This window comes from Pseudoalteromonas sp. Scap03 (assembly GCF_013393115.1).
Classification (GTDB): Bacteria; Pseudomonadota; Gammaproteobacteria; order Enterobacterales; family Alteromonadaceae; genus Pseudoalteromonas.
Window position 1 is genome coordinate 1533785 of record NZ_VDEU01000001.1, and the last position, 19547, is coordinate 1553331.

19 protein-coding genes and 1 tRNA gene are annotated in these 19547 nt (G+C 39.8%); 15 read left to right on the forward strand and 5 right to left on the reverse strand.

Annotation, left to right across the window (positions count from 1 at the left end):
• Positions 1–108 precede the first annotated feature (108 nt).
• Positions 109–1221 (forward strand): LPS export ABC transporter permease LptF, encoded by a 1113-nt coding sequence (gene lptF / locus FHG08_RS06955; protein ID WP_178956840.1) that lies wholly within the window; start codon positions 109–111, stop codon positions 1219–1221.
• Positions 1218–2285, forward strand: coding sequence for an LPS export ABC transporter permease LptG (gene lptG, locus FHG08_RS06960; protein WP_178955141.1), 1068 nt, complete (start codon positions 1218–1220; stop codon positions 2283–2285). The genes lptF and lptG overlap by 4 nt, the downstream gene beginning before the upstream one ends.
• Positions 2286–2381: 96 nt before the next feature.
• Here the strand turns inward: lptG and FHG08_RS06965 are convergent, their stop codons facing one another.
• Positions 2382–2882 (reverse strand): RDD family protein, encoded by a 501-nt coding sequence (locus FHG08_RS06965; protein WP_138571397.1) that lies wholly within the window; start codon positions 2880–2882, stop codon positions 2382–2384.
• Between the two features lie 270 nt (positions 2883–3152).
• On the opposite strand from FHG08_RS06965, the gene FHG08_RS06970 reads away from it, so the two are divergent.
• The 3 genes from FHG08_RS06970 (at position 3153) to FHG08_RS06980 (ending at position 6464) form a co-directional block, all read left to right on the forward strand.
• A tRNA-Leu gene (locus FHG08_RS06970) sits at positions 3153–3237 on the forward strand.
• A 438-nt stretch (positions 3238–3675) separates the two neighbouring features.
• Complete coding sequence (locus FHG08_RS06975) at positions 3676–4668, forward strand: fatty acid desaturase (RefSeq protein WP_178955143.1); 993 nt, start codon at positions 3676–3678, stop codon at positions 4666–4668.
• A 656-nt stretch (positions 4669–5324) separates the two neighbouring features.
• The gene (locus FHG08_RS06980; RefSeq protein ID WP_008114296.1) at positions 5325–6464 is read left to right on the forward strand and encodes a Na/Pi symporter; all 1140 of its coding nucleotides are present in this window, start codon (positions 5325–5327) and stop codon (positions 6462–6464) included.
• 56 nt (positions 6465–6520) lie between these two features.
• On the opposite strand, the gene FHG08_RS06985 is transcribed toward FHG08_RS06980, so the two are convergent.
• Both FHG08_RS06985 and FHG08_RS06990 read right to left on the reverse strand, forming a co-directional pair.
• Positions 6521–8590, reverse strand: coding sequence for a TonB-dependent receptor (locus FHG08_RS06985; RefSeq protein ID WP_178955145.1), 2070 nt, complete (start codon positions 8588–8590; stop codon positions 6521–6523).
• Between the two features lie 56 nt (positions 8591–8646).
• The gene (locus tag FHG08_RS06990; protein WP_178955147.1) at positions 8647–9303 is read right to left on the reverse strand and encodes a YoaK family protein; all 657 of its coding nucleotides are present in this window, start codon (positions 9301–9303) and stop codon (positions 8647–8649) included.
• 143 nt (positions 9304–9446) lie between these two features.
• On the opposite strand from FHG08_RS06990, the gene FHG08_RS06995 reads away from it, so the two are divergent.
• The 4 genes from FHG08_RS06995 (at position 9447) to FHG08_RS07010 (ending at position 11867) form a co-directional block, all read left to right on the forward strand.
• A complete protein-coding gene (locus FHG08_RS06995; RefSeq protein ID WP_041708743.1) occupies positions 9447–9695 on the forward strand; it encodes a TIGR03643 family protein in 249 nt (82 codons plus the stop codon).
• A 73-nt stretch (positions 9696–9768) separates the two neighbouring features.
• Positions 9769–10152, forward strand: a complete 384-nt coding sequence (locus FHG08_RS07000; protein ID WP_075170389.1) for a hypothetical protein — start codon at positions 9769–9771, stop codon at positions 10150–10152.
• Between the two features lie 9 nt (positions 10153–10161).
• Positions 10162–11241, forward strand: coding sequence for an endonuclease/exonuclease/phosphatase family protein (locus tag FHG08_RS07005; RefSeq protein ID WP_178955149.1), 1080 nt, complete (start codon positions 10162–10164; stop codon positions 11239–11241).
• Between the two features lie 89 nt (positions 11242–11330).
• The gene (locus FHG08_RS07010; RefSeq protein ID WP_138605233.1) at positions 11331–11867 is read left to right on the forward strand and encodes a DUF924 family protein; all 537 of its coding nucleotides are present in this window, start codon (positions 11331–11333) and stop codon (positions 11865–11867) included.
• Positions 11868–11938: 71 nt separating this feature from the next.
• On the opposite strand, the gene FHG08_RS07015 is transcribed toward FHG08_RS07010, so the two are convergent.
• Positions 11939–13315, reverse strand: coding sequence for an NAD-dependent succinate-semialdehyde dehydrogenase (locus FHG08_RS07015; RefSeq protein ID WP_178955151.1), 1377 nt, complete (start codon positions 13313–13315; stop codon positions 11939–11941).
• A 201-nt stretch (positions 13316–13516) separates the two neighbouring features.
• On the opposite strand from FHG08_RS07015, the gene FHG08_RS07020 reads away from it, so the two are divergent.
• From FHG08_RS07020 to FHG08_RS07030, 3 genes are all read left to right on the forward strand, one after another.
• The gene (locus FHG08_RS07020; protein WP_178955153.1) at positions 13517–14551 is read left to right on the forward strand and encodes a nitronate monooxygenase family protein; all 1035 of its coding nucleotides are present in this window, start codon (positions 13517–13519) and stop codon (positions 14549–14551) included.
• Between the two features lie 6 nt (positions 14552–14557).
• Entirely contained in the window at positions 14558–15124 is a 567-nt protein-coding gene (locus FHG08_RS07025; RefSeq protein ID WP_178955155.1) for a Crp/Fnr family transcriptional regulator, read from the forward strand.
• Between the two features lie 61 nt (positions 15125–15185).
• Positions 15186–15701 carry a YgjV family protein gene (locus tag FHG08_RS07030; protein ID WP_178955157.1) on the forward strand — a complete coding sequence of 172 codons (516 nt, stop codon included), beginning with the start codon at positions 15186–15188 and terminating at the stop codon, positions 15699–15701.
• Between the two features lie 4 nt (positions 15702–15705).
• Here the strand turns inward: FHG08_RS07030 and FHG08_RS07035 are convergent, their stop codons facing one another.
• Complete coding sequence (locus FHG08_RS07035; RefSeq protein WP_178955159.1) at positions 15706–16224, reverse strand: NUDIX hydrolase; 519 nt, start codon at positions 16222–16224, stop codon at positions 15706–15708.
• 225 nt (positions 16225–16449) lie between these two features.
• Between FHG08_RS07035 and FHG08_RS07040 the strand changes: the two genes are divergently transcribed.
• Genes FHG08_RS07040 through FHG08_RS07050 form a run of 3 tightly spaced genes read left to right on the forward strand, consistent with a single transcriptional unit; the run spans position 16450 to position 19547 of the window.
• Complete coding sequence (locus FHG08_RS07040) at positions 16450–17790, forward strand: sigma-54 dependent transcriptional regulator (protein WP_178955161.1); 1341 nt, start codon at positions 16450–16452, stop codon at positions 17788–17790.
• Positions 17791–17829: 39 nt separating this feature from the next.
• Positions 17830–18039 (forward strand): histidine kinase, encoded by a 210-nt coding sequence (locus FHG08_RS07045; protein ID WP_138605223.1) that lies wholly within the window; start codon positions 17830–17832, stop codon positions 18037–18039.
• 23 nt (positions 18040–18062) lie between these two features.
• Complete coding sequence (locus tag FHG08_RS07050; RefSeq protein ID WP_178955163.1) at positions 18063–19547, forward strand: ATP-binding protein; 1485 nt, start codon at positions 18063–18065, stop codon at positions 19545–19547.

Here is a 19547-nt window from a genome sequence, read left to right on the forward strand (position 1 = left end):
GATGGCTTATAATGTGTGCTTAATACTCATTTAAAATGAGTGAATTAACTCGTTCACTCATTGTTTTTTATTACTATATTGAAATTCCATGTTTAACAGGGGCGAATGTTGCTAATTTTCCGTTATTTGACCACTGAGGTTTTTAAATCGCAGGTCGCCGTATTTTTAACTTTAATGACCATATTTTTGTCGCAAAAGTTTGTTGTCATTCTTGGTGATGCCTCAGAAGGGAGTATCCCAGCAAAGCTTGTGTTTGCCATGATTGCGCTTAAATTACCGCAGTTAGCATCATTAATTTTGCCTCTGAGCTTATTTTTAGGGATTATTTTAGCTTATAGCCGTATTTACGCTGACAGTGAAATGACTGTACTTAAAGCCTGTGGCGTGAGTGAGTGGTATGTAGTGCGTATTACGCTAATTTCAAGTGTCATCTTAGCGTTATTGGCGGCGGTGCTTACCCTGTATATTGCACCGTGGGCAAGCGAACAAGAATACCAACTTAAAGAACAAGCCAAGGCTGATGCTGGTTTATCTGCACTTCGAGCTGGGCGTTTTCAGCAAACCGGTAACGAAAAAGCTGTGGTATTTATTCATAATATTGAAAATAGCGGCAAAGAGCTCAACAAAGTTTTTGTGGCACAACTCCCCGATAGCGAAAAAGGCGACTTAGCGCGATTAGTTTATGCAGAGCAAGGTGTTGTTATTGAAGCACAGAATGGTGAACAGCAGTTAGTACTTACTGATGGTAAACGTTACGAGACCGATGGCGAAGCGCCTTCACTTAACTTAACTGAGTTTGATGGCTACAGCGTACAAATTCGCGAACAAGAAATAGAACATCAACGTCGTAAGTTAGAAGCCGTGCCAACTCGTGAATTAATAACCATTAATACCCCAGAAGCAATTGCACAGTGGCAATGGCGTTTAGCTATTCCGTTATCTATTCCATTATTAACTTTACTTGCAGTACCCCTGAGCGTTGTTAATCCACGCCAAGGTAAATTTGCTAAATTAGTACCGGCTTTGAGCTTATATTTAGGGTATTTCATTTTACTTAATGCAGCTAAGTTTGCGGTAGAAGATGGTAAAATTCCGCCTTCTATTGGTCTGTGGTGGATTCACTTAAGTGCATTATTTATTGGTAGTTTATTAATTATTAGGGGTCGTCCATTAGGTGCTTGGCTGAAAGCTGTTGTTACTAAACGGGAGCAACACGTATGATGAAAACGCTTGATTGGTATTTAGGTCGCAGTATTATGCAAACCACTGGGTTTGCACTAATGGTGCTGGTGGGGATCAGTACTTTAATTAAATTTATAGAGCAGCTTAAATCGGTTGGCCGAGGTAGTTACGACATTATGACCGCCTTGCTATATACAATTTATAGTATGCCTGGCGATTTAGTGGTGTTTTTCCCGATGGCGGCACTTATTGGTGGCTTAACTGGGTTAGGTGCTTTGGCCTCTAATAGTGAGCTGGTAGTGATGCAAGCCGCGGGTATGTCGCGTTTACAAATTATTGGCTCGGTAATGAAAACCGCTATTTTTATGGCCCTGTGCGTAATGGCATTAGGGGAGTGGGGAGCGCCCGCCGCTCAGTTGCATGCAAAGGAAATGCGTAACCAAGCTATTCATGGTGGGGATGTATTTAATGCGCAAAAAGGCGTGTGGGCTAAAGACGGCAGTAATTTTATTAATATTGAAGATGTTGACCAAAATGGCATGCTCCGCGGCGTAAATATGTACCACTTCGATAAGTCGTTGCTACTTACACAAATTACTAAAGCAAAAGAAGCAGTAGGGCGTGATAATGGCTGGCTACTGCGCGATGTGAACAAAGTATTGATCAGTGAAGAGCTTATTACCACGGAGCAAGTTACTGAAGAGTTTTACCCATCTCAGCTTACCGGTGAAAAACTTGGCGTGGTTTCAGTAAAACCAGAGTCATTGTCGTTTTCAGGATTGTGGTCATATTTAGCTTATTTGCAGCAAAATGAGCAAGACACCAGTACCTATGATTTAGCGTTATGGCGTAAATTAATGCAGCCAGTGTCTATTGCTGTGATGTTGTTGGTTGCCTTATCGTTTATATTTGGTCCGCTGCGAACCGTAACTATGGGGGCACGAATTATCATGGGAGTGGTAACGGGGATAGTGTTTCACTTAACTAATGAGATATTTGGCCCAGTGGTAATGGTATATCAAATCCCAGCCATTATAGGCGCCGTTCTGCCGAGCATTTTATTTACTGGGTTTGCAGCTTATTTAATGAATAAGCGGGTGTAGCTAGACTTAAAGCTTAAATAAAAACGCGGCCTTTTTTAAAAGTGCCGCGTTTTTTATGCTTTAGCTTGAGGCTATACAAATTCACTAGATTAAGTATTAATCTAGTTCGCGATAAACGCGTTTATTTTCTTCTTTGGTGAGCGTAACTACTTCGGTTTTTGATAAGTAATCTTGCAGTGCTTTTTTATTTTTAAAGTCGACTAATACCACTAAATTCCCTAAACCAAGTAATGCGCTGATACTGCGGATAATAGCTTGTGGCCAGCTAATTAAACTTCCTTGGTTGGTTTGTACTTTTAAGCGCCATGCTCGCATACCAATTGTTTGCCCACTTTTTGTCCAAAAATAACCAAAAAATACCAAGCCAACAAGCACCAGCAGCGAGCTGCGAATACCAGAAAGTAATAGTGAATCCTGAATACGTGCAGATACATCTTCAGCGCCATTAAGGGCAATAACATCAAGGGAAATAAGCCCTTGAATAGCAAATAAATACAATACCACCGTTAGCATCGCAAAAGCGATAATAGCTAATGTGTCGTACACCAATGACGCAAAACGACGCCAAAACCCTGCTCGTGGAAACTCAGCCGACATAAATATACTCTCACTGTTAATGTGCGCGATAGTTTAGCAAATAAGCCGTTAAATACTACCTATTACGCTACGTGCTTAACTCGGTATTGGCTCAAATGTTAATGGTTGCCTAAATGTTAAGCGGTCGATCACGCTGAATACATAAAACGCTTGCCGCTTTGCTCATTGTTTGTATAATGCTAGGCAATGAGATGGGAGAGGGTACATAATCTTTCACTCTTAAGTGGTTTTTCTTTATCTTCTCGTGTTAGAAGGTTAAAGAAAAATGATGCCAGCGTGATGAAATTGGTATACATGGGGGATTCAAAATCCCCTGCCGAAAGGCGTGCCGGTTCAAGTCCGGCCGCTGGTACCACTTTTTATAGCCCCTGCTAGATTTAGCAGGGGTTTTTTTATGTCTTAAATTTGAGTTGCCGGACTTGAGCGGCACGTGAGGTGCCGCTGTTATAAGTAAAAGTCCGGCCGCTGGTACCACTTTTTATAGCCCCGACCAAATTGGTTGGGGTTTTTTTATGCCTAAGATTTGAGTGGCCGGATTTTAATTACAAAAAATGTGTCCAACATTGCTACTTTTATAAGCAGTAGGTTTTGATCTAAACTTGGCCTGTAAACGTTTTGGTTTACCTAACCTTAAGCTCTGCTTGAGATAGGTTTCTTATCCAGAACTAAGGTTAGATAGTAAACACAGGCCTGACTTTAATCGTATTTTTTATTGATATGAGTTAGCTAAGTTGTGCAATGTGTTTTGACTCGGGTATTATATACCTTAACCTCTTGTTGCGAATAAAACATCATGACTCAATTAACCGCAAAACAGAATATTCAAGCCATTGTAAAAGCGATTAAGGCTGAAGAAGCATTACTGCGTAAAAAACACCCGTTATTAATGCATCAAAATACCTTAGGGATGGCTATTTTACTACTCTCTTTAAGTGCGTTAATAGGAATTGGCACGCTGTATTATTTTGCTATTATACCCGCATGGCTATGTATTATTTTAGCGGCGATTGCTACCTCAATTTCTCATGAACTTGAGCACGACTTAATTCATAAACAGTATTTTAGCAACCAACCATTTTTGCATAATTTTATGATGTTAACCGTGTGGCTGATGCGTCCTAATACCATAAGCCCATGGTACCGTCGCAAGATGCATTTACATCATCATAAAACGTCGGGTACTGAGCAAGATTTAGAAGAACGTTTGGTAGGTAATGGTATTAAAAATCCGTTTTTACGTGCCTTAGTAATTATTGATGGATTACTCGGCTTATTAATTAATGCAAAACGTTTTAGTAGAGAAATTAAAGGGTTTAGTTTTTTTAAAGTGTTTAATGCTGGTTTTCCAATTACCACTGCTTATTTTGCTATTTTATACAGTGTGATAGCGTTTCATTTAATCAATTTATTTACCCCAATTGCGGCTAACTCACCGGTATTTCTACTTGATGTAATGAATGTGTTCGAATTTCTAATGGTGGTGCTGATTGTGCCTAACATTGTGCGTTCGAGCTCACTTAATTTTGTTACTTCAAGTATGCATTATTACGGCGGTGTGAATAATATGCTTGAACAAACTCATGTTATTACTAGCCGTTTATTTATACCATTTAATTTATTTTGCTTTAACTTTGGGCATACTCATACTATTCATCATTTTGTGCCGAATCAGCCGTTTTATTTACGACAAATGATCAGTAAAAAAATCCTTGAAGTGATGCGCCAACACGGGGTACGTTTTAATGATTTTGCCAGTATAAAACAAGCGAATTTGTATCAATCATAATGTTAATTTTTATCCAATTATCAATTGATGCTTTGTTAATATTGCCTAGTCTAATGCTAGGCAATGCCTCTAGTAATATCAGGTAAAGTCCATAAAACCGTTTCAAATACCTAGGGTCTACTGACCTTTGCGGATTGAGATTCGTTAAAACTAGAGCAATTCAATCGCGATACGAGGTTTGTAACCTTGTGGGTTCGATAACTGCTCCTGCGTTATTCTACTGGCTTACATCCCTGTAAGAATAAGTGAAAAACGAGCAAAGCTTCCGCGTCTTGCTCATGTTCCTTACCTATACCCATTCAGGCAACAAAGAGTAAATCGCCTCTTAGCATGGCCTTTGGAACAGCTGAAAATTCAACCTTAAAAGATCATCAGAACTTAGTTAATTCATTACTTAAATACATTTTAACTTAGTGCTCAATTGCTCCTACTCAGTGCTTCGCTATGTAATTTAATATCAATTTTTTAATTACTTATTTTTAAAGTTATGGCTTGCCTTATACTCGATTTTTTAACCTTATATTTTTAAGTTATGAATAAAGAAGCACGTTAATCGAATTGAAATATTTCTGTAATATTTAGGTGTTCTAATGCGCTCTGAAACAAAAACGTCATCAAAATGCCATAATCGGCAAGACAAAAATTGAGATTTAAACATGAGTGAATCAAAGCGCAATACGCTATTAATAAAAACGCTTAACTGGGCTGCTATCGCCTTTTTAGTTTATTTAGTCCTAGTAGCCGTTGGCACTGTCAGTGGTGGTTTTAAATTAGCGTCGGGCGGTACTGAGGGAGCAAAAGAAATTTTTGCATTCGCAACCAACCCGTTTATTGCATTATTATTAGGTGCTTTGGCAACGGCTTTAGTGCAATCGTCATCAACGGTTACTTCAGTAATAGTGGGCCTTGTTGCTGGCGGTTTACCGTTAAGTATTGCTATTCCAATGGTGATGGGTGCAAATATTGGTACGACTATTACTAACACCTTAGTGTCTATTGGTCATATTCGCTCTAAAGAAGAGTTTCAACGTGCGTTTGCAGCATCAACGGTTCATGATTTCTTTAATTTATTTGCCGTTATTATATTTTTACCGCTTGAGATAATGTTTGGTTTGCTGCAAAAAATGTCCGCAGCTCTGTCGCACCTATTTATTGGTGATGCCGACTTATCATTAAAGAGCTACAACTTTATTAAACCACTTGTTAAACCTGCTGTGGGTGTAATAAAAGATGCATTTAGCTTCCTAGACACAAAAATGCTAGGTGCAGCGATGGTTATAGCAGGTATTTGTTTGATTTTATTTGCCGTAACTACATTAGGTAAACTACTTAAAAAAGCATTGGTTGGCACTGCAAAAGATATACTGCATGGTGCAATTGGGCGCGGGCCTATCGCGGGTATCACATCAGGTGCAGCGGTAACAGTTATGGTTCAGTCGTCGTCAACCACAACGAGTTTAATGATCCCACTTGCGGGAAGTGGTGTGTTTACTACACGTCAAATCTATCCATTTACGCTAGGGGCTAATATTGGTACAACCATTACCGCTCTATTAGCTGCCACATCAATTACAGGGCCTATGGCTGAAGTGGCGCTAACGATTGCTTTAGTACACGTTATGTTTAATGTATTTGCGGTTGCACTAATTTACGGAATTCCTGTACTACGTGAAATTCCGCTTAAGTTAGCCGAAAAGCTAGCCGAAATTGGTACAAAGAATAAATCAGCTGCATTAGGCTATGTGTTAGGGTCGTTCTTTGTGGTGCCAGGTTTAATTGTACTGGCCGTTAGATAAGCAAATAAATGAATAAAAAGAATGCGCTATATAGCTTATATAGCGCATTTTTTGTTTTACCATTGGTAACTTACAGACAGCATGGCATTACGCGGTTTTCCTGGGAAGTAACGATCGCCAGTAAAACTAGTGTAATCTGCGCGCTGTGCGTAAGCCTTGTTGGTTAGATTTATTATTCGCGCACTCAGTAATAGCTGTGGGCTTATTTGCCATTGGCCGCGCAAGCTTAAAATATCGTGACCTTGATATTCATGTAAGTTTTCAGGGTCGGTAAAATAGCGACTCACATAGTGCCATTGCAGAGCAAGGTTAACACGCTCGTTGGCTTGCCAGTTAAAATCGATATTAGCAACCTTTCGAGGTGCGGTATCAATATCGTTACCTTTAATATTAATACTGCCAATGATTTGATCATTCGAGTACGTATGCTTGGCATAAGTACCTGCGAAGTTAACCGATAAGTGCTGATTAAAGCTATGCGCTAACTCAAGCTCAATGCCGCGATGTCGAGTTTGGCCGTCATTAACAGTAAAAAAGTCACTGTCACGGTAGATGGTATTGTGCTTGCTCATCGCATAAGCCGACAAACCGTAGCGAGTATTGTTGTACACCCCTTTAATACCTAACTCAGCATTATTTGCTATTTCTGCGTCTAAGTCGGCAGTACTTTGCTCGCGTTGTAATTGATAAAGCTCAGCTGCTTGTGGGGCTCTATAGCCTCTTGAAAAGTTAGCGTATAATGTATTGTTAATATTAAGCTGATAGCTCACACCGAGTTTTGGCGAAAGATTACTAAAGCTGTTTTTAGTGCTCTCGGGGCGACTATAACGACAGCCACCAAAACCACATTTACTGCCATCTTCTTTTGTACGCCCTGTAAGCATATTGTTTTGATAGTTATATTGCATATGCTCATAACGTAGACCTGCAGTTATAAGCCAATTATTTAGCTGCCAATCAATAGCGGCAAATGGGGCATATAAGGTGGCATCGACTTGGTAATCGTAATGTTTACCTTGCGGCACTGTGGCCACTAAAAACGCAGAACCTTGAGTTGGTTTATCTTGGGTTTGTAAAAAATCGGCTTGGGTAAACTCACCATCAAAACCAAGCTTTAAGTTGGTATTGTCGTTCACATAATGCTGATAAAGCGATTGTAGCCCAAACCCAGTTTGGCTATTTTTTTCAAGTGGTGTGCCGGGTAAAAAGTGTTTAAAAAAGTCCATACTTTGGTCACGAATATAAGGGGTAACAACTAGAGTGTTTTCTCCTAATTGCCAGCTTGCTTTACTCCAAGCCCTAAACGAGCGAGCTTTTCTAAAGGCGTCGGGATCAAAATTTTGCTGTGCTATATCTTCATCTTTATAGCTTTGAAAACCGCTAATATAACCAGCAGTTTGTTGATCTAAATTAGTATACGTAAGCCCAGAAACTAAGCTTAAGTTGTCATTATTATAGCGATGGCGCACATTTATTTTTTGTTGCTTTACGCTTTCGTCATCTCGATAACCGCTATCATCAGTAAAACTAGCATTAATACCTAGGCCTGAATTATCCATGGCATGGCCTGCACGTAATTTATAGCGAGCATAACCATAAGAGCCATAATCAAAGCCTAGTAAACCACCACCTTGCGTAGTATCAGGGGTAATAACGTTAATTACACCATGCACTGCATTAGAACCATAAAGTGCAGAACCTGGGCCTTTTAATACTTCAATACGCTCTGCCATTTCGCTATGCGCTTCGAATAGTTCATTGATATTACAAAAACCAGCTGCACGAAGAGCTATGCCATCTTCTGCGGTTAAAACACCACCACAAGCGCCCGTTCCAGAAAGTACTTGCGAGCGCAGAGCCGGTAAATACTCTTGGCCATTCCCACGTTGGACATTGGCACCTGCAACGCGTTGTAGCGCTTCCTCTACATGGGTAGGAGCTATAAGCTCAAGCTGTGATTCACTTAATACACTGATCACCAGTGGTAATGGCGTGGAAAGCGCTTCACTACGCGATGCTGTGGTGGTGATACGTTCAATTGATTGCGCGGTATCTTCAGCACACGCACTATTAATTAAACCTAACTGACTGCATAACAATAACGGGGGTAAATAGTAATATTTCATAAATTCCAGCACATCGGCAATTTGATAAGTTTAGGGTAGGGGATTTTGTGAATTGGTTAAAGCACACTCAACCTATAAACCCGATAAGTAATCGATAAAACAATACAAAAAATGCCCGGAAAAACTAAAGTGAGCACTGAGTAATGTTTAAATAGTAATACCCCTACCACTGCGCCGGCTAAAAACCCGGCAATAATTAATACAAAGACCAAGCATTTTCTATTGTCAAAAGCTTCTCCTTTTAGGGCTTTACCAAACATCAAACCCAGATCGGTAAAAATACCTGTTAAGTGAGTGGTTCGCACAACTGCGCCGCTGTAGTTAGTGGCTAAAGCATTTTGTAAGCCGCAGGCCGCAGAAGCGAGTGTAAGTGCGTAAGGGTAAGAATATTGAAGTAGCTGTGCGCTTAACAGCAGTAAAATACCCTCAATAAATAAGAGCGTATCGTAATGGCGGCCTAGCTTAAGTGAACCGCCTGAAAGCATTAAGCCTGTTAATGCCGAGCCAAATATAAAACTCAGTACAATCGCAATTAAAAATAACGCTGCCTTGATGTTGGTAGTAAGTTCAATAGCTAATGAAGTCACCGACCCTGAAACGTGAGAAATTGCTTGCTGTTCAAACCCTAATAAACCTACTGCGTTTACCATACCGGCAATAAAAGCGAGGGTAAACGCACCATATTCGACCCACTTAGGTAGTTTTGTAAACATCCTTTTAGCTCCGGTTTCAGTGTGTAGATTAATCATACACTTAATTAAAGTTAATAAATGAAAAGAGGTTATATTTTTAACATCACAAGCAAGTGATGATCGCTAAATTTAACTTTTGCGTATCAACCAAATTTGGAATTAATATGTTTAACCAAGAACAGCAATCACGCATTATAGAAATGGCATGGGAAGACAGAACGCCATTTGAAGCCATTGAAAATCTGTATGGGCTAAATTACTCTCAATTAGTTAATTTTATGCGGGAGCATATCTCTAGCGGGTCATTTAAAGTATGGCGTAAGCGCCATGCTGGGCGTAAAACTAAACACCTAAAGTTACGCGACCCCGCGATTATGCGCAGTCATTGTAAAACACAGTACAAGCAACGTTAATTTTTCTCATTTCATGTAATGTTCAGGCTTAGCCGTTAATACTCTTCAGTAATGATCACACTGGAGAATCGCCATGAAATCACTAATCAGTATTTTAGTAATGGTTTTTGCGCTAACGGCAACAAACGCATTTGCTGTACCACACAAAGACAAACATGCAGGCAAGCATGCGAATAAACACGCAAACAAGCATCACTGGAAAAAGCAAAAATATAACCAATACAATAATAAAAAATGGCTTTCTAAGAAACAAGCCAAGCAGTTAATTCGTCAAGGGTGGACTCCACCAGGGTGGCACAGATCTTATCATCAAGGTGATATCCTTGGGCATGACATTTATAAGCGTGCTAGAGTAATAGACCGAGAAAGAGACACAGTGCGAGTTGAAGTTGATCGCACTATTATTCACTTAGTGCACGACACTCGTGAAATACTCTCTATTTTACAGCGCTATTAGGATTTATAAATGCTCACTGTATTGGTCATAGTTACTGGCTTGTTGTTATTAATAACGTTATTACCCCTGTCATACAGTCAGCATTACTTGATACGTAGTTGCGACTTTGTGCGCTTGCAGGTGTGTTACCTAGCAAGCGCTGTAATTATCGTGGCAGTAATAGGTATGTGGCAAATCGACTTTATTGCATACTCATTAATAGCGGCTGTTGCTTTAATTATTTGTGCGCTTCAAGCTAAGTGGATTTATCCCTACACTTGGTTTGCTAAAAAAGAAGTATTAACAGCGCCAAAAAGTAGTGATCATAGCATCAGAATCTTATCCGCTAATGTACTGATGTCGAATCGACATAGTGAGCAGTTAATTAACTTAGTCGATAAATATCAGCCCGATTTACTTATCACCTTAGAAAGCGATAGTTGGTGGCAAGATAAATTGTCCGTGCTTAAAAAAAACTACCCTTATCAAGTACAGTGCCCAAAAGATAACCGCTACGGCATGCATGTATTTAGTAAATTTAACATACTCGATGCACAAATTTGTGCACTTATAGAAGATGATATTCCTTCTATTCATATTTTATTTGAAAACCACCAAGGGTTAAAAATGCAGGGGCATTTTATTCATCCCGCGCCACCAAGCCCAACCGAAGAAGATTCATCACGTCCACGCGATAGCGAATTAATAATGGTGGCTAAAGCCCTTAAAGGTTCAACTCGCCCTACGATAGTCGCTGGCGATTTAAATGATGTTGCTTGGTCACGCAGTACTCGTTTATTTATGCAAATTAGTGGATTTTTAGACCCCCGTAAAGGCCGTGGTTTTTTTAATACTTTTCATGCTAATTACTTTTTTATGCGTTGGCCGCTTGATCATTTATTTCACTCAAAAGGCTTTAGTGTAAAACGAATAAAGCGCCTTGCTAAATATGGCTCCGATCATTTTGCCTTATTAACCGAATTGGTATTTGAAGATGCTAATCAGCAATCCCTAGAAACAAAACCAAGCGAGCAAAAGCAGCAAGATATACAAGAGCTGGCAATGAGCAAAGCAGATAAACGCAAAGTACCTATGTTTGAAAAGGGCTAGGTATAGTACAGATATTAGGTTAAAGGTTTTAGACGAAGTTTTTTGTAGCAAACTATTTGGTTTAGCGTTAATTAACAAAGAGATTCATTATGTTTAATAAAATTATCGACTTTTGGTTTACCGAGCTTGAGCCTAAACAGTGGTGGCAAAAAGACGATGGGCTTGATGCACAAATTAAAACTCGTTTTGGTAAATTGCATCATCAAGCAAGTGTAAATGAGTTATTTGATTGGCGTGAAAGCGCGATAGGTAGTCTTGCGGAAATTATTGTGCTTGATCAGTTCTCACGTAATATTTACCGTGAAAAGCCCGCAGCATTTGCCTGTGATGCATTAGCTCTAGCGTTAGCGCAAACCGCTATTGCGAAAGGGTTTGATAAGGAATTGACGGATGAGCAACGCGTATTTTTGTATATGCCTTTTATGCACAGCGAATCAAAGCTAATTCATAAGGAAGCAGTGAAGTTATATAAAGCGTTAGGTATTCAAAATAACTTAGATTTTGAGTATCAGCATAAGGCGATTATCGATAGATTTAATCGTTATCCGCATCGTAATAAGATACTGGGGCGGGATTCTACCAAAGAAGAGCTTGAATTTTTAAAGCAGCCTAACTCAGGTTTTTAAATTTATTAGACAAAAAAACACCACGCTTGCGACAAGCGCGGTGCTTAATTTTACTAACCTGATACCTGATATTAGCTGTGAATCATGATGCTTTTAACATTCACAAATTCGCGAATCCCAAAGCCACCATGCTCTCGGCCATAACCGCTGTCTTTAACACCACCAAATGGTAGGTTTGGTTGTGCCAAACCATAGCCATTAATATTGATCATGCCGGTGTCAAAATACTTTTTGGCCAGTTCAATGGCTTTCTTCTCATCTTTTGAAAATATACCGCCGCCTAGTCCATAGCGCGAATCATTAGCGATACGCATAGCGTCGTCGTTATCTTTGGCTTTAATTAAAGATGCGACAGGACCAAATAGCTCATCGTCATACGCAGGCATACCCGGTCTGAGGTTTTCCAGCACGGTTGGGGGGTAGTAATAACCTGTTTTTTGCGGTATTTCGCCGCCTACAAGTACTTTTGCACCTGCATTGACAGAGTCTTGTACTTGCTGATGAATTTTGTCGCGTAAATCTTCGCGTGCCATAGGACCTAGTTCAGTATCTTCATCCATTGGGTCGCCCATTTTTATCGCCTTAAACTGCTGGCTTAGTGCTTCTTTGAAGTCATTGTAGAGTGAATCAACCACCACAAAGCGCTTCGCGGCAACACAGGTTTGGCCGTTATTAATAATACGTCCTTGTAAACATGCTTTAACTGCAAGGGCTAAATCAGCGTCGTCAAGTACCACAAAAGCATCGTTACTACCCAGTTCTAGCACGGTTTTTTTAACATGCTTGGCAGCTTGCTCTGCCACTTTTTTACCTGTGCCATCACTTCCAGTAAAGGTTACGCCACTAATCGCTGAGTGTGAAATAAGGGCGCTGGCAGTTTTACCATCAACCAGTAAGTTGCTAAAGCAGTGTTCAGGAAAGCCTGCTTGTAAAAATAGCGTTTCAATTTTCTCAGCCATACCAAATACATTACCGGCGTGTTTTAATACCGTGGTATTACCCGCCATAATGTTTGCGGCACTGTATCTAATAACCTGATAAAGTGGGAAGTTCCACGGCTGAATACCCAGCAGTACGCCGGTAGGGCGATAGCTTATTATTGCACGACCGCCTTGCATGTCGCGCTCCTCGTCGCTAAGCATATCGGCGCCATGTTCAGCGGTATAACGACAAATGTCAGCACAAAGCTGAACTTCTTGGAAGCCTTGCTCATAGACTTTACCCATTTCTTCGGTCATTAGTTTTGCTAAGGCTTCTTTTTGACTTTCAAATAAAGAGGCTAATTTATTTAGATGTTGTGCGCGCTCGGTAAACGAGGTTAATCGCCATGTTAAGTATGTTTCATGAGATTTTTCGATCACTTGCTCTGCTTGAGCTTGAGAAAGCAGTGTATAGCTATTAATGACTTGCTCTGTTGCGGGATTGATCGTATCAACTGTGTTACTCATTTTACCTCCTAACAAATTATGTAATAGGGTAGGTGCAAAACCAAAGCCAGTTAGTTTCTCGATATTAAAAAAATCATAACTATCTGTTAGTAATAGTTTTTACATTACTTATGACTAAAATCTAGATGTTGTTTGCTTGCTGTTTTTGCTATGGTTCTGTAAATACTGCAAGTTGTTGAAAAAGTTACAGGGAGAGTTCAAATGAAGCCATCATTGTTTAATACCACTTTACCGATAATTCAGGCACCTATGGCGGGTGTTCAAAACGAGCAGCTTGCTCTTGTTGTAAGTGAGGCTGGAGGGTTAGGCTCTTTGCCTTGCGCTATGTTATCCCCAGCACAATTAGTTGAGCAGCTAGAAATACTTAGCCACAAAACAACAAAGCCGTTTAATCTTAACTTTTTTTGTCATGCAGTTGCTGACTACACATCCGCGCAACAACAGTGCTGGCATGCATTACTTGCCGCTTACTTTACAGAGTATAAAATTGACCCGCAAAGCTTAACTGCAGGGGCTTCTCGTCAACCTATAAATCAATCGATTGTTGATATAATTGCACCTTATAAGCCAGCAGTTGTGAGTTTTCATTTTGGTTTACCTGGGCAAACTATTGTGGCGCAAATAAAAAGCTGGGGCACTAAAGTAATTTCAACGGCTACCACTTTAGATGAAGCTATTTGGCTTAGTGAAAATGGCGCTGATGGGATTATTGCTCAGGGTATAGAAGCTGGTGGCCATCGAGGGCATTTTTTATCTATGGATTTAAGCTTACAACAAACTACTGAGCAGTTAGTTAAGCGTTGTGTTAAGCATATATCACTACCTATTATTGCTGCTGGTGGTATTGCTTCAGCCGATGATGTTCAGCGGTTTAAAGCGTTAGGAGCGAGTGCAGTCCAAGTAGGGAGTGCTTATTTACTGTGCAAGGAGGCAACAACATCAGCTTTGCATCAACAGGCTATTTTAGATCAGCAACAAGATGAGACCACACTGACCACATTGTTCTCTGGTAGAGCCGCTCGGGGTATTCAAAATCGAGTAATCCAAGAGCTAGGTGCTATGCCAAATGGGGTTCCTGCGTTTCCACATGCCAGCAGTGCAATAACAGCCTTAAGAAGTCGAGCTGAAAAAAGTGCTAAAAGTGATTTTTCACCTTTATGGTGTGGCCAAAAATATATTCCTAGGGTGGGTGTATCAGCGGCTGACATTACACATGCTTTAATGAAAAAATGGTAATTTTTAATGTCTGATAATCCACTTTTATCGCTTGGCGATAGTTATGAAGCACTAGTAAACAAGTTTAAAGTGCAATTGGCTGGTAAGTATCCTCAGCAACTAATAGCGCCCAATACTGTATTAGTGCAACAAGGCGATGTACAAGGTTATGGGTATTTAATTGTGGACGGAGTTTTAGGCGCTATTCATGATGACATAGACGGCGTGCAAAAGTGTAAAGAATTTTATTTTAAAGATGAATTTGCGTTGCTGTTTGCCAATTGGATGACCTCAACACCTGCGTTTTATCAATTAAAAGTGATTAACGAAGCCAATGTAATTAAAGTACCACTAACACTATTTGAGCAAGCACAGTATCATCTGATTAAGCAGCAGCTTATTGCACAGCAACTTATTTTTAAAGAAGCCAAAGAGGCATTTTTATTACTTAATAGCCCCGAGCAGCGTTACTGCTATTTACTCAAACATAAACCTCATTGGTTGGCGCAGCTAAGCTTAAGCCAAGTGGCAATGTATATAGGCATTTCGGCTATTTCGTTGTCACGAATTCGTAAGCGACTTAACTTAAGTTAAGTGCTGTTTTCATAAAGCACTATACACTCCCCATTTTTAAGCCTTAATACTTTGGAGTGTTATGTTTTTAATTGCCCAATCGTTAGTAGCAGCCGCTACTTTACTCGACTTAGCTTCATTTCAGTTTAAGTCCCGACGAATTATTTTAAGCTGTTTATTTACCTCAGTATTATTAACCTCTGCTCACTTTTTTATATTGGGCTATCACAGTGCTGGCTGCTTAATGTTTATTGCCGCGGTGCGTTATTTTTATTGTATTTACTTTAAGCATACTTGGGCTATGTTTGGGTTTATGGCTGTCAGCTGCTTAGCCGTTTATTTTACTTGGCAAGATTGGTTTAGCGCCTTTGCATTGGTGGCGACATTAATACAAACCATTGCTTCATTTCAAAATCGAGATTTGCACTTAAGGTTATGTATGGTGGTGGGAACCTCTTTTTGGATAACACATAATATTTTCGCCGGCTCGCCAGTGGCAATAATCATGGAAAGCCTATTTTTAAGTAGTAACTTACTGGGACTATACCGCTTTTATGTGGGTAAAAAATCGCTGAGCGAACCGCAAATTCAGCCCTAAACACCTAGGTAAAAAACTGTGCAGCAATAGCTTTTAGCAGGTAAGTTTCGCGAATAATCGATAGCCCTTGCTTGTCACTGTTTGCAAGTGTGCGTTCGTTATGAGCTATCGCTTGAAAGATATCAACCCATTTAGCCTGCATGCCATTTTGTTTTTCGTAGTGTTCAAGCTGTGCTTGGCCTAGTTGCTCATCAATTTGGCAGAGGTAGCAGTATGATTTTATATGAATAATATCAAAGTCATCTTTGTGCCAAGGGCGGTACTCTTCGTAAAGCCCAAACTCGCTACATATTTTTATATTTTGTGCGCCAGTTTCTTCACTTAGTTCTCTGATCAACCCTTGTTCAATGCTTTCATGCGGGTCAATTCCACCGCCAGGTAAGCTAAAGTCGTCATAGCGCTGAGTATACATAAGTAAAATGTGTTGTTGCTTAAATGCAATAGCGCGAGCGGTTGGGCGAGAAAATTGACGACCTTGCTCAATATTGATTGAGGGATGAATGTAGGTTTTTAATAAGCGCATAACAACTCCTGTAATAAAAATAAATTATATCAGTTAGTTATATTAATTGCTTTAATAGAGATTTAATAAGCCGCATAAAATAGCGCTATTTCAGCGCCTATACAGCTACTTATGATTAAACTATTGAATTAAAAATAAAACAGCCGCACTTTGTACCTTAATTATGTATATCTTTCATTTACTTTAAAGGGCAAGTAGAATAGTGAAAAAGCACAGGGATTATTCATGTTAAATATACTTTTAGTCGATGACGACATCGAATTCAGCGATGTTATTTGCCATATTGTTGAGTTTCTTGGCCACAACATTAATACAGCAACCAGTTTAAAAGAAGCACATCAGTGGTTTGAAAATAATACTTTCGATCACGTGCTGCTCGATTTTATGTTACCTGATGGCAGTGGCTTGCATTTATTAGATCATTTAAAAATGATTGGTCAATCGCCTAAAGTCACCCTTATTTCTGGTCACCCTTCGGTTAAAGGTATTTTAGCTGAGATGTGTGAGCCTAATGTGTCGCATCTATTAAAGCCGCTGCAACGTGAAGATTTAGAATTAGTATTAAACGGCCCGAAAAAAACGGTTAAAAAAGCGAAAAGTGCCGCCATTACACACCATTTTGACACGCTTATTGGCGAGTCTGCGCCCATGCAACAGCTTTATACCATGATAGAGCGCGTAGCTAAAACTAATGCTAACGTTATGCTTATGGGTGAAAGCGGAGCAGGTAAAGAGGTGGTAGCGCAAGCTATTCATAATGCCAGTAAATGCGAAGGTCCACTGGTGGCGAGTAACTGTGGTGCGCTTTCAAAAGAACTTATTGGTAGTGAATTATTTGGTCACGAAAAAGGTGCATTTACCGGTGCTATTGCCCGTAAAGAAGGCGTGTTTGAACAAGCCGATGGCGGAACGTTATTTCTTGATGAAGTCACTGAAATGCCGATTGATATGCAGCCTAATTTATTGCGTGTACTTGAAACTAAAAAAGTAACACGGGTTGGTGGTAATCGTGAGTTACCAGTAAATTGCCGTGTTATTTCAGCGACTAACCGCTCTCTTACCGATTTAGCGCAGAATAATATTTTACGTGAAGATATTTACTTTAGACTCGCTGTTTTTCCAATTGATATACCGACACTTCGAGAGCGAAAAGAAGATATTCCATTACTCGCAAAAGCATTTTTAGGGCAGTTGAACGATGAAAATGGTACAGCGTTTGCGTGGACTAATGAACAACTTAAAGAGCTACAAACATACGACTGGCCAGGTAACGTACGTGAACTTCGCCATGCTATTCATCGCGCTTTTATTATGAGCGATCCGCAAACTAGCACAATTACATTACCTGACAACTTAGAGTCACCTTTTTCAAGGGTTAATACTCAATCTGAGGACAAACAGGTATCAGCAGGGCAAACAATTGAAGAAGTTGAAAAAGAACTTATTCATGCCACGCTCGATAAGGTACAAGGTAATAAAACTTTAGCAGCACAAATGCTGGGTATTAGTACTAAAACCTTATATAACCGTTTAAATGCTTATGGTGGTATTGGCGAGTATAAATAACCAGTATGCAAATTTAATAACAACAAAACGAGGATTTTGATGGCATCGTCAGAAAAAACAAAACCTTTGAATGAGCTGGTACACGACGCACGTGCGCCACTAAATCGTATTTCGATGAATGCTGAACTAATTAAGCTAGTACTTGAAAACGATATGCCAAAAGATAAAGCACTCGCTGCACTGGATAAAATAATTGCTAATTGCCAAGCGTGCAGTGACAGTTTGCAGCTTATTTCAGAATCGAAGTAACCCTAATTAATTCAGGACGATAAATGATTAAACGCAAACAGCAAGGCAAGGCAAATGTAGTATGGGCGTTATTTATATCTATAGTGCTGTGTATTATTGTTGGTAATGCTTTTTTAGCCATTAATACCATACAAGGCCTAACGCGTACTCAACAAAGTTTAGATAACACTAATATGCTAAGTACGGCGATAGAGCAATTGCACCTTTCGGTGGTGCAAGCTGAGTCGGGGCAGCGTGGGTATTTATTAACTCAAACGGATGATTATTTAGTGCCTTACTACGATGCCGTCGCACAAATAAAGTCTCAAACGAACCATGTGAGCGCCTTACATTCTGAAATTGACGGGCAAGCTGAGCGTATTGCACAGCTGTTACTATTGGTTGAAGCTAAAATAGATGAGCTTAAAATAACGGTTAAATTAGCATTAAACGATAAGGAAAAGCGTGCACTTCTGAGGCTCAATACACATGAAGGGCGTGACCTGTATAGAGAGATCCGTGCATTGGTTAGTGATATTCAAGAGCGTGAGTTGCTCTTTAAAATCAGCCACTTCTCTAAATTAGAACAAATTAAGAAAGAAGCTAAAATCACTTTTGGTATAACAGCAGTTACCAGTGCATTGTTGATTTTGGGTATGTTTTTATTAGCTAGGCTTAATTTAAAAAATGCGGCCGAGTATCGTGCCGAGCTTGAAATGCAAAATGAAACTTTAGCCAGTAAAGTGAGTGAACGTACTCAAGAGCTTACCTTGTATTCTGATGAATTGAGTCGTAGTAACCGAGAGTTAGAAGAGTTTGCTTTTGTTGCCAGTCATGACTTGCAAGAGCCGCTAAGGAAAATTCAAGCATTTAGTGATCGGCTTGAAAGCATGTTTAAAGACGAGTTGGGCGAAAAAGGCGCTGATTATATTGCCCGCATGAAAAATGCAGCGCAAAGAATGTCTAACTTAATTAATGATTTATTAGAGTTCTCTCGAGTAACGACCCGAGGTAAAGATTTTACTGATACCGATTTAAACAGTATTCTGAATGATATAAAAGGTGATTTAGAAATAGCGATTATTGAGTGTAATGCACAGGTTGTTACGGTTGAGATGCCCATTATTCAGGCTGATCCAAGTCAAATGCATCAGCTGTTTTTAAACTTAATTTCAAATGCAGTGAAGTTCAGAGCGCCTAACGTGGACCCAGTTGTTAATGTTGACTTTGAACGGGTATGTGAGTTTAGTGAAGATCATAACAGTGAGATATGCTGGCACGTTATTACCGTAAAAGATAATGGGATCGGCTTCTCTGATGAGTACGCGGATAAAATATTTGTACCATTTCAACGTTTGCATGGCCGTTCAGAATATAAAGGAACGGGTATTGGTTTATCTGTATGTCGTCGAATCGTAGAGCGACATGGCGGCTCTATTGCTGCGATAAGCTCCCTAGGTGAAGGGGCAACTTTCATTATTAAATTACCTGTGAATGCAGAGTTATTCACACTACAAGGAGAGGCATAA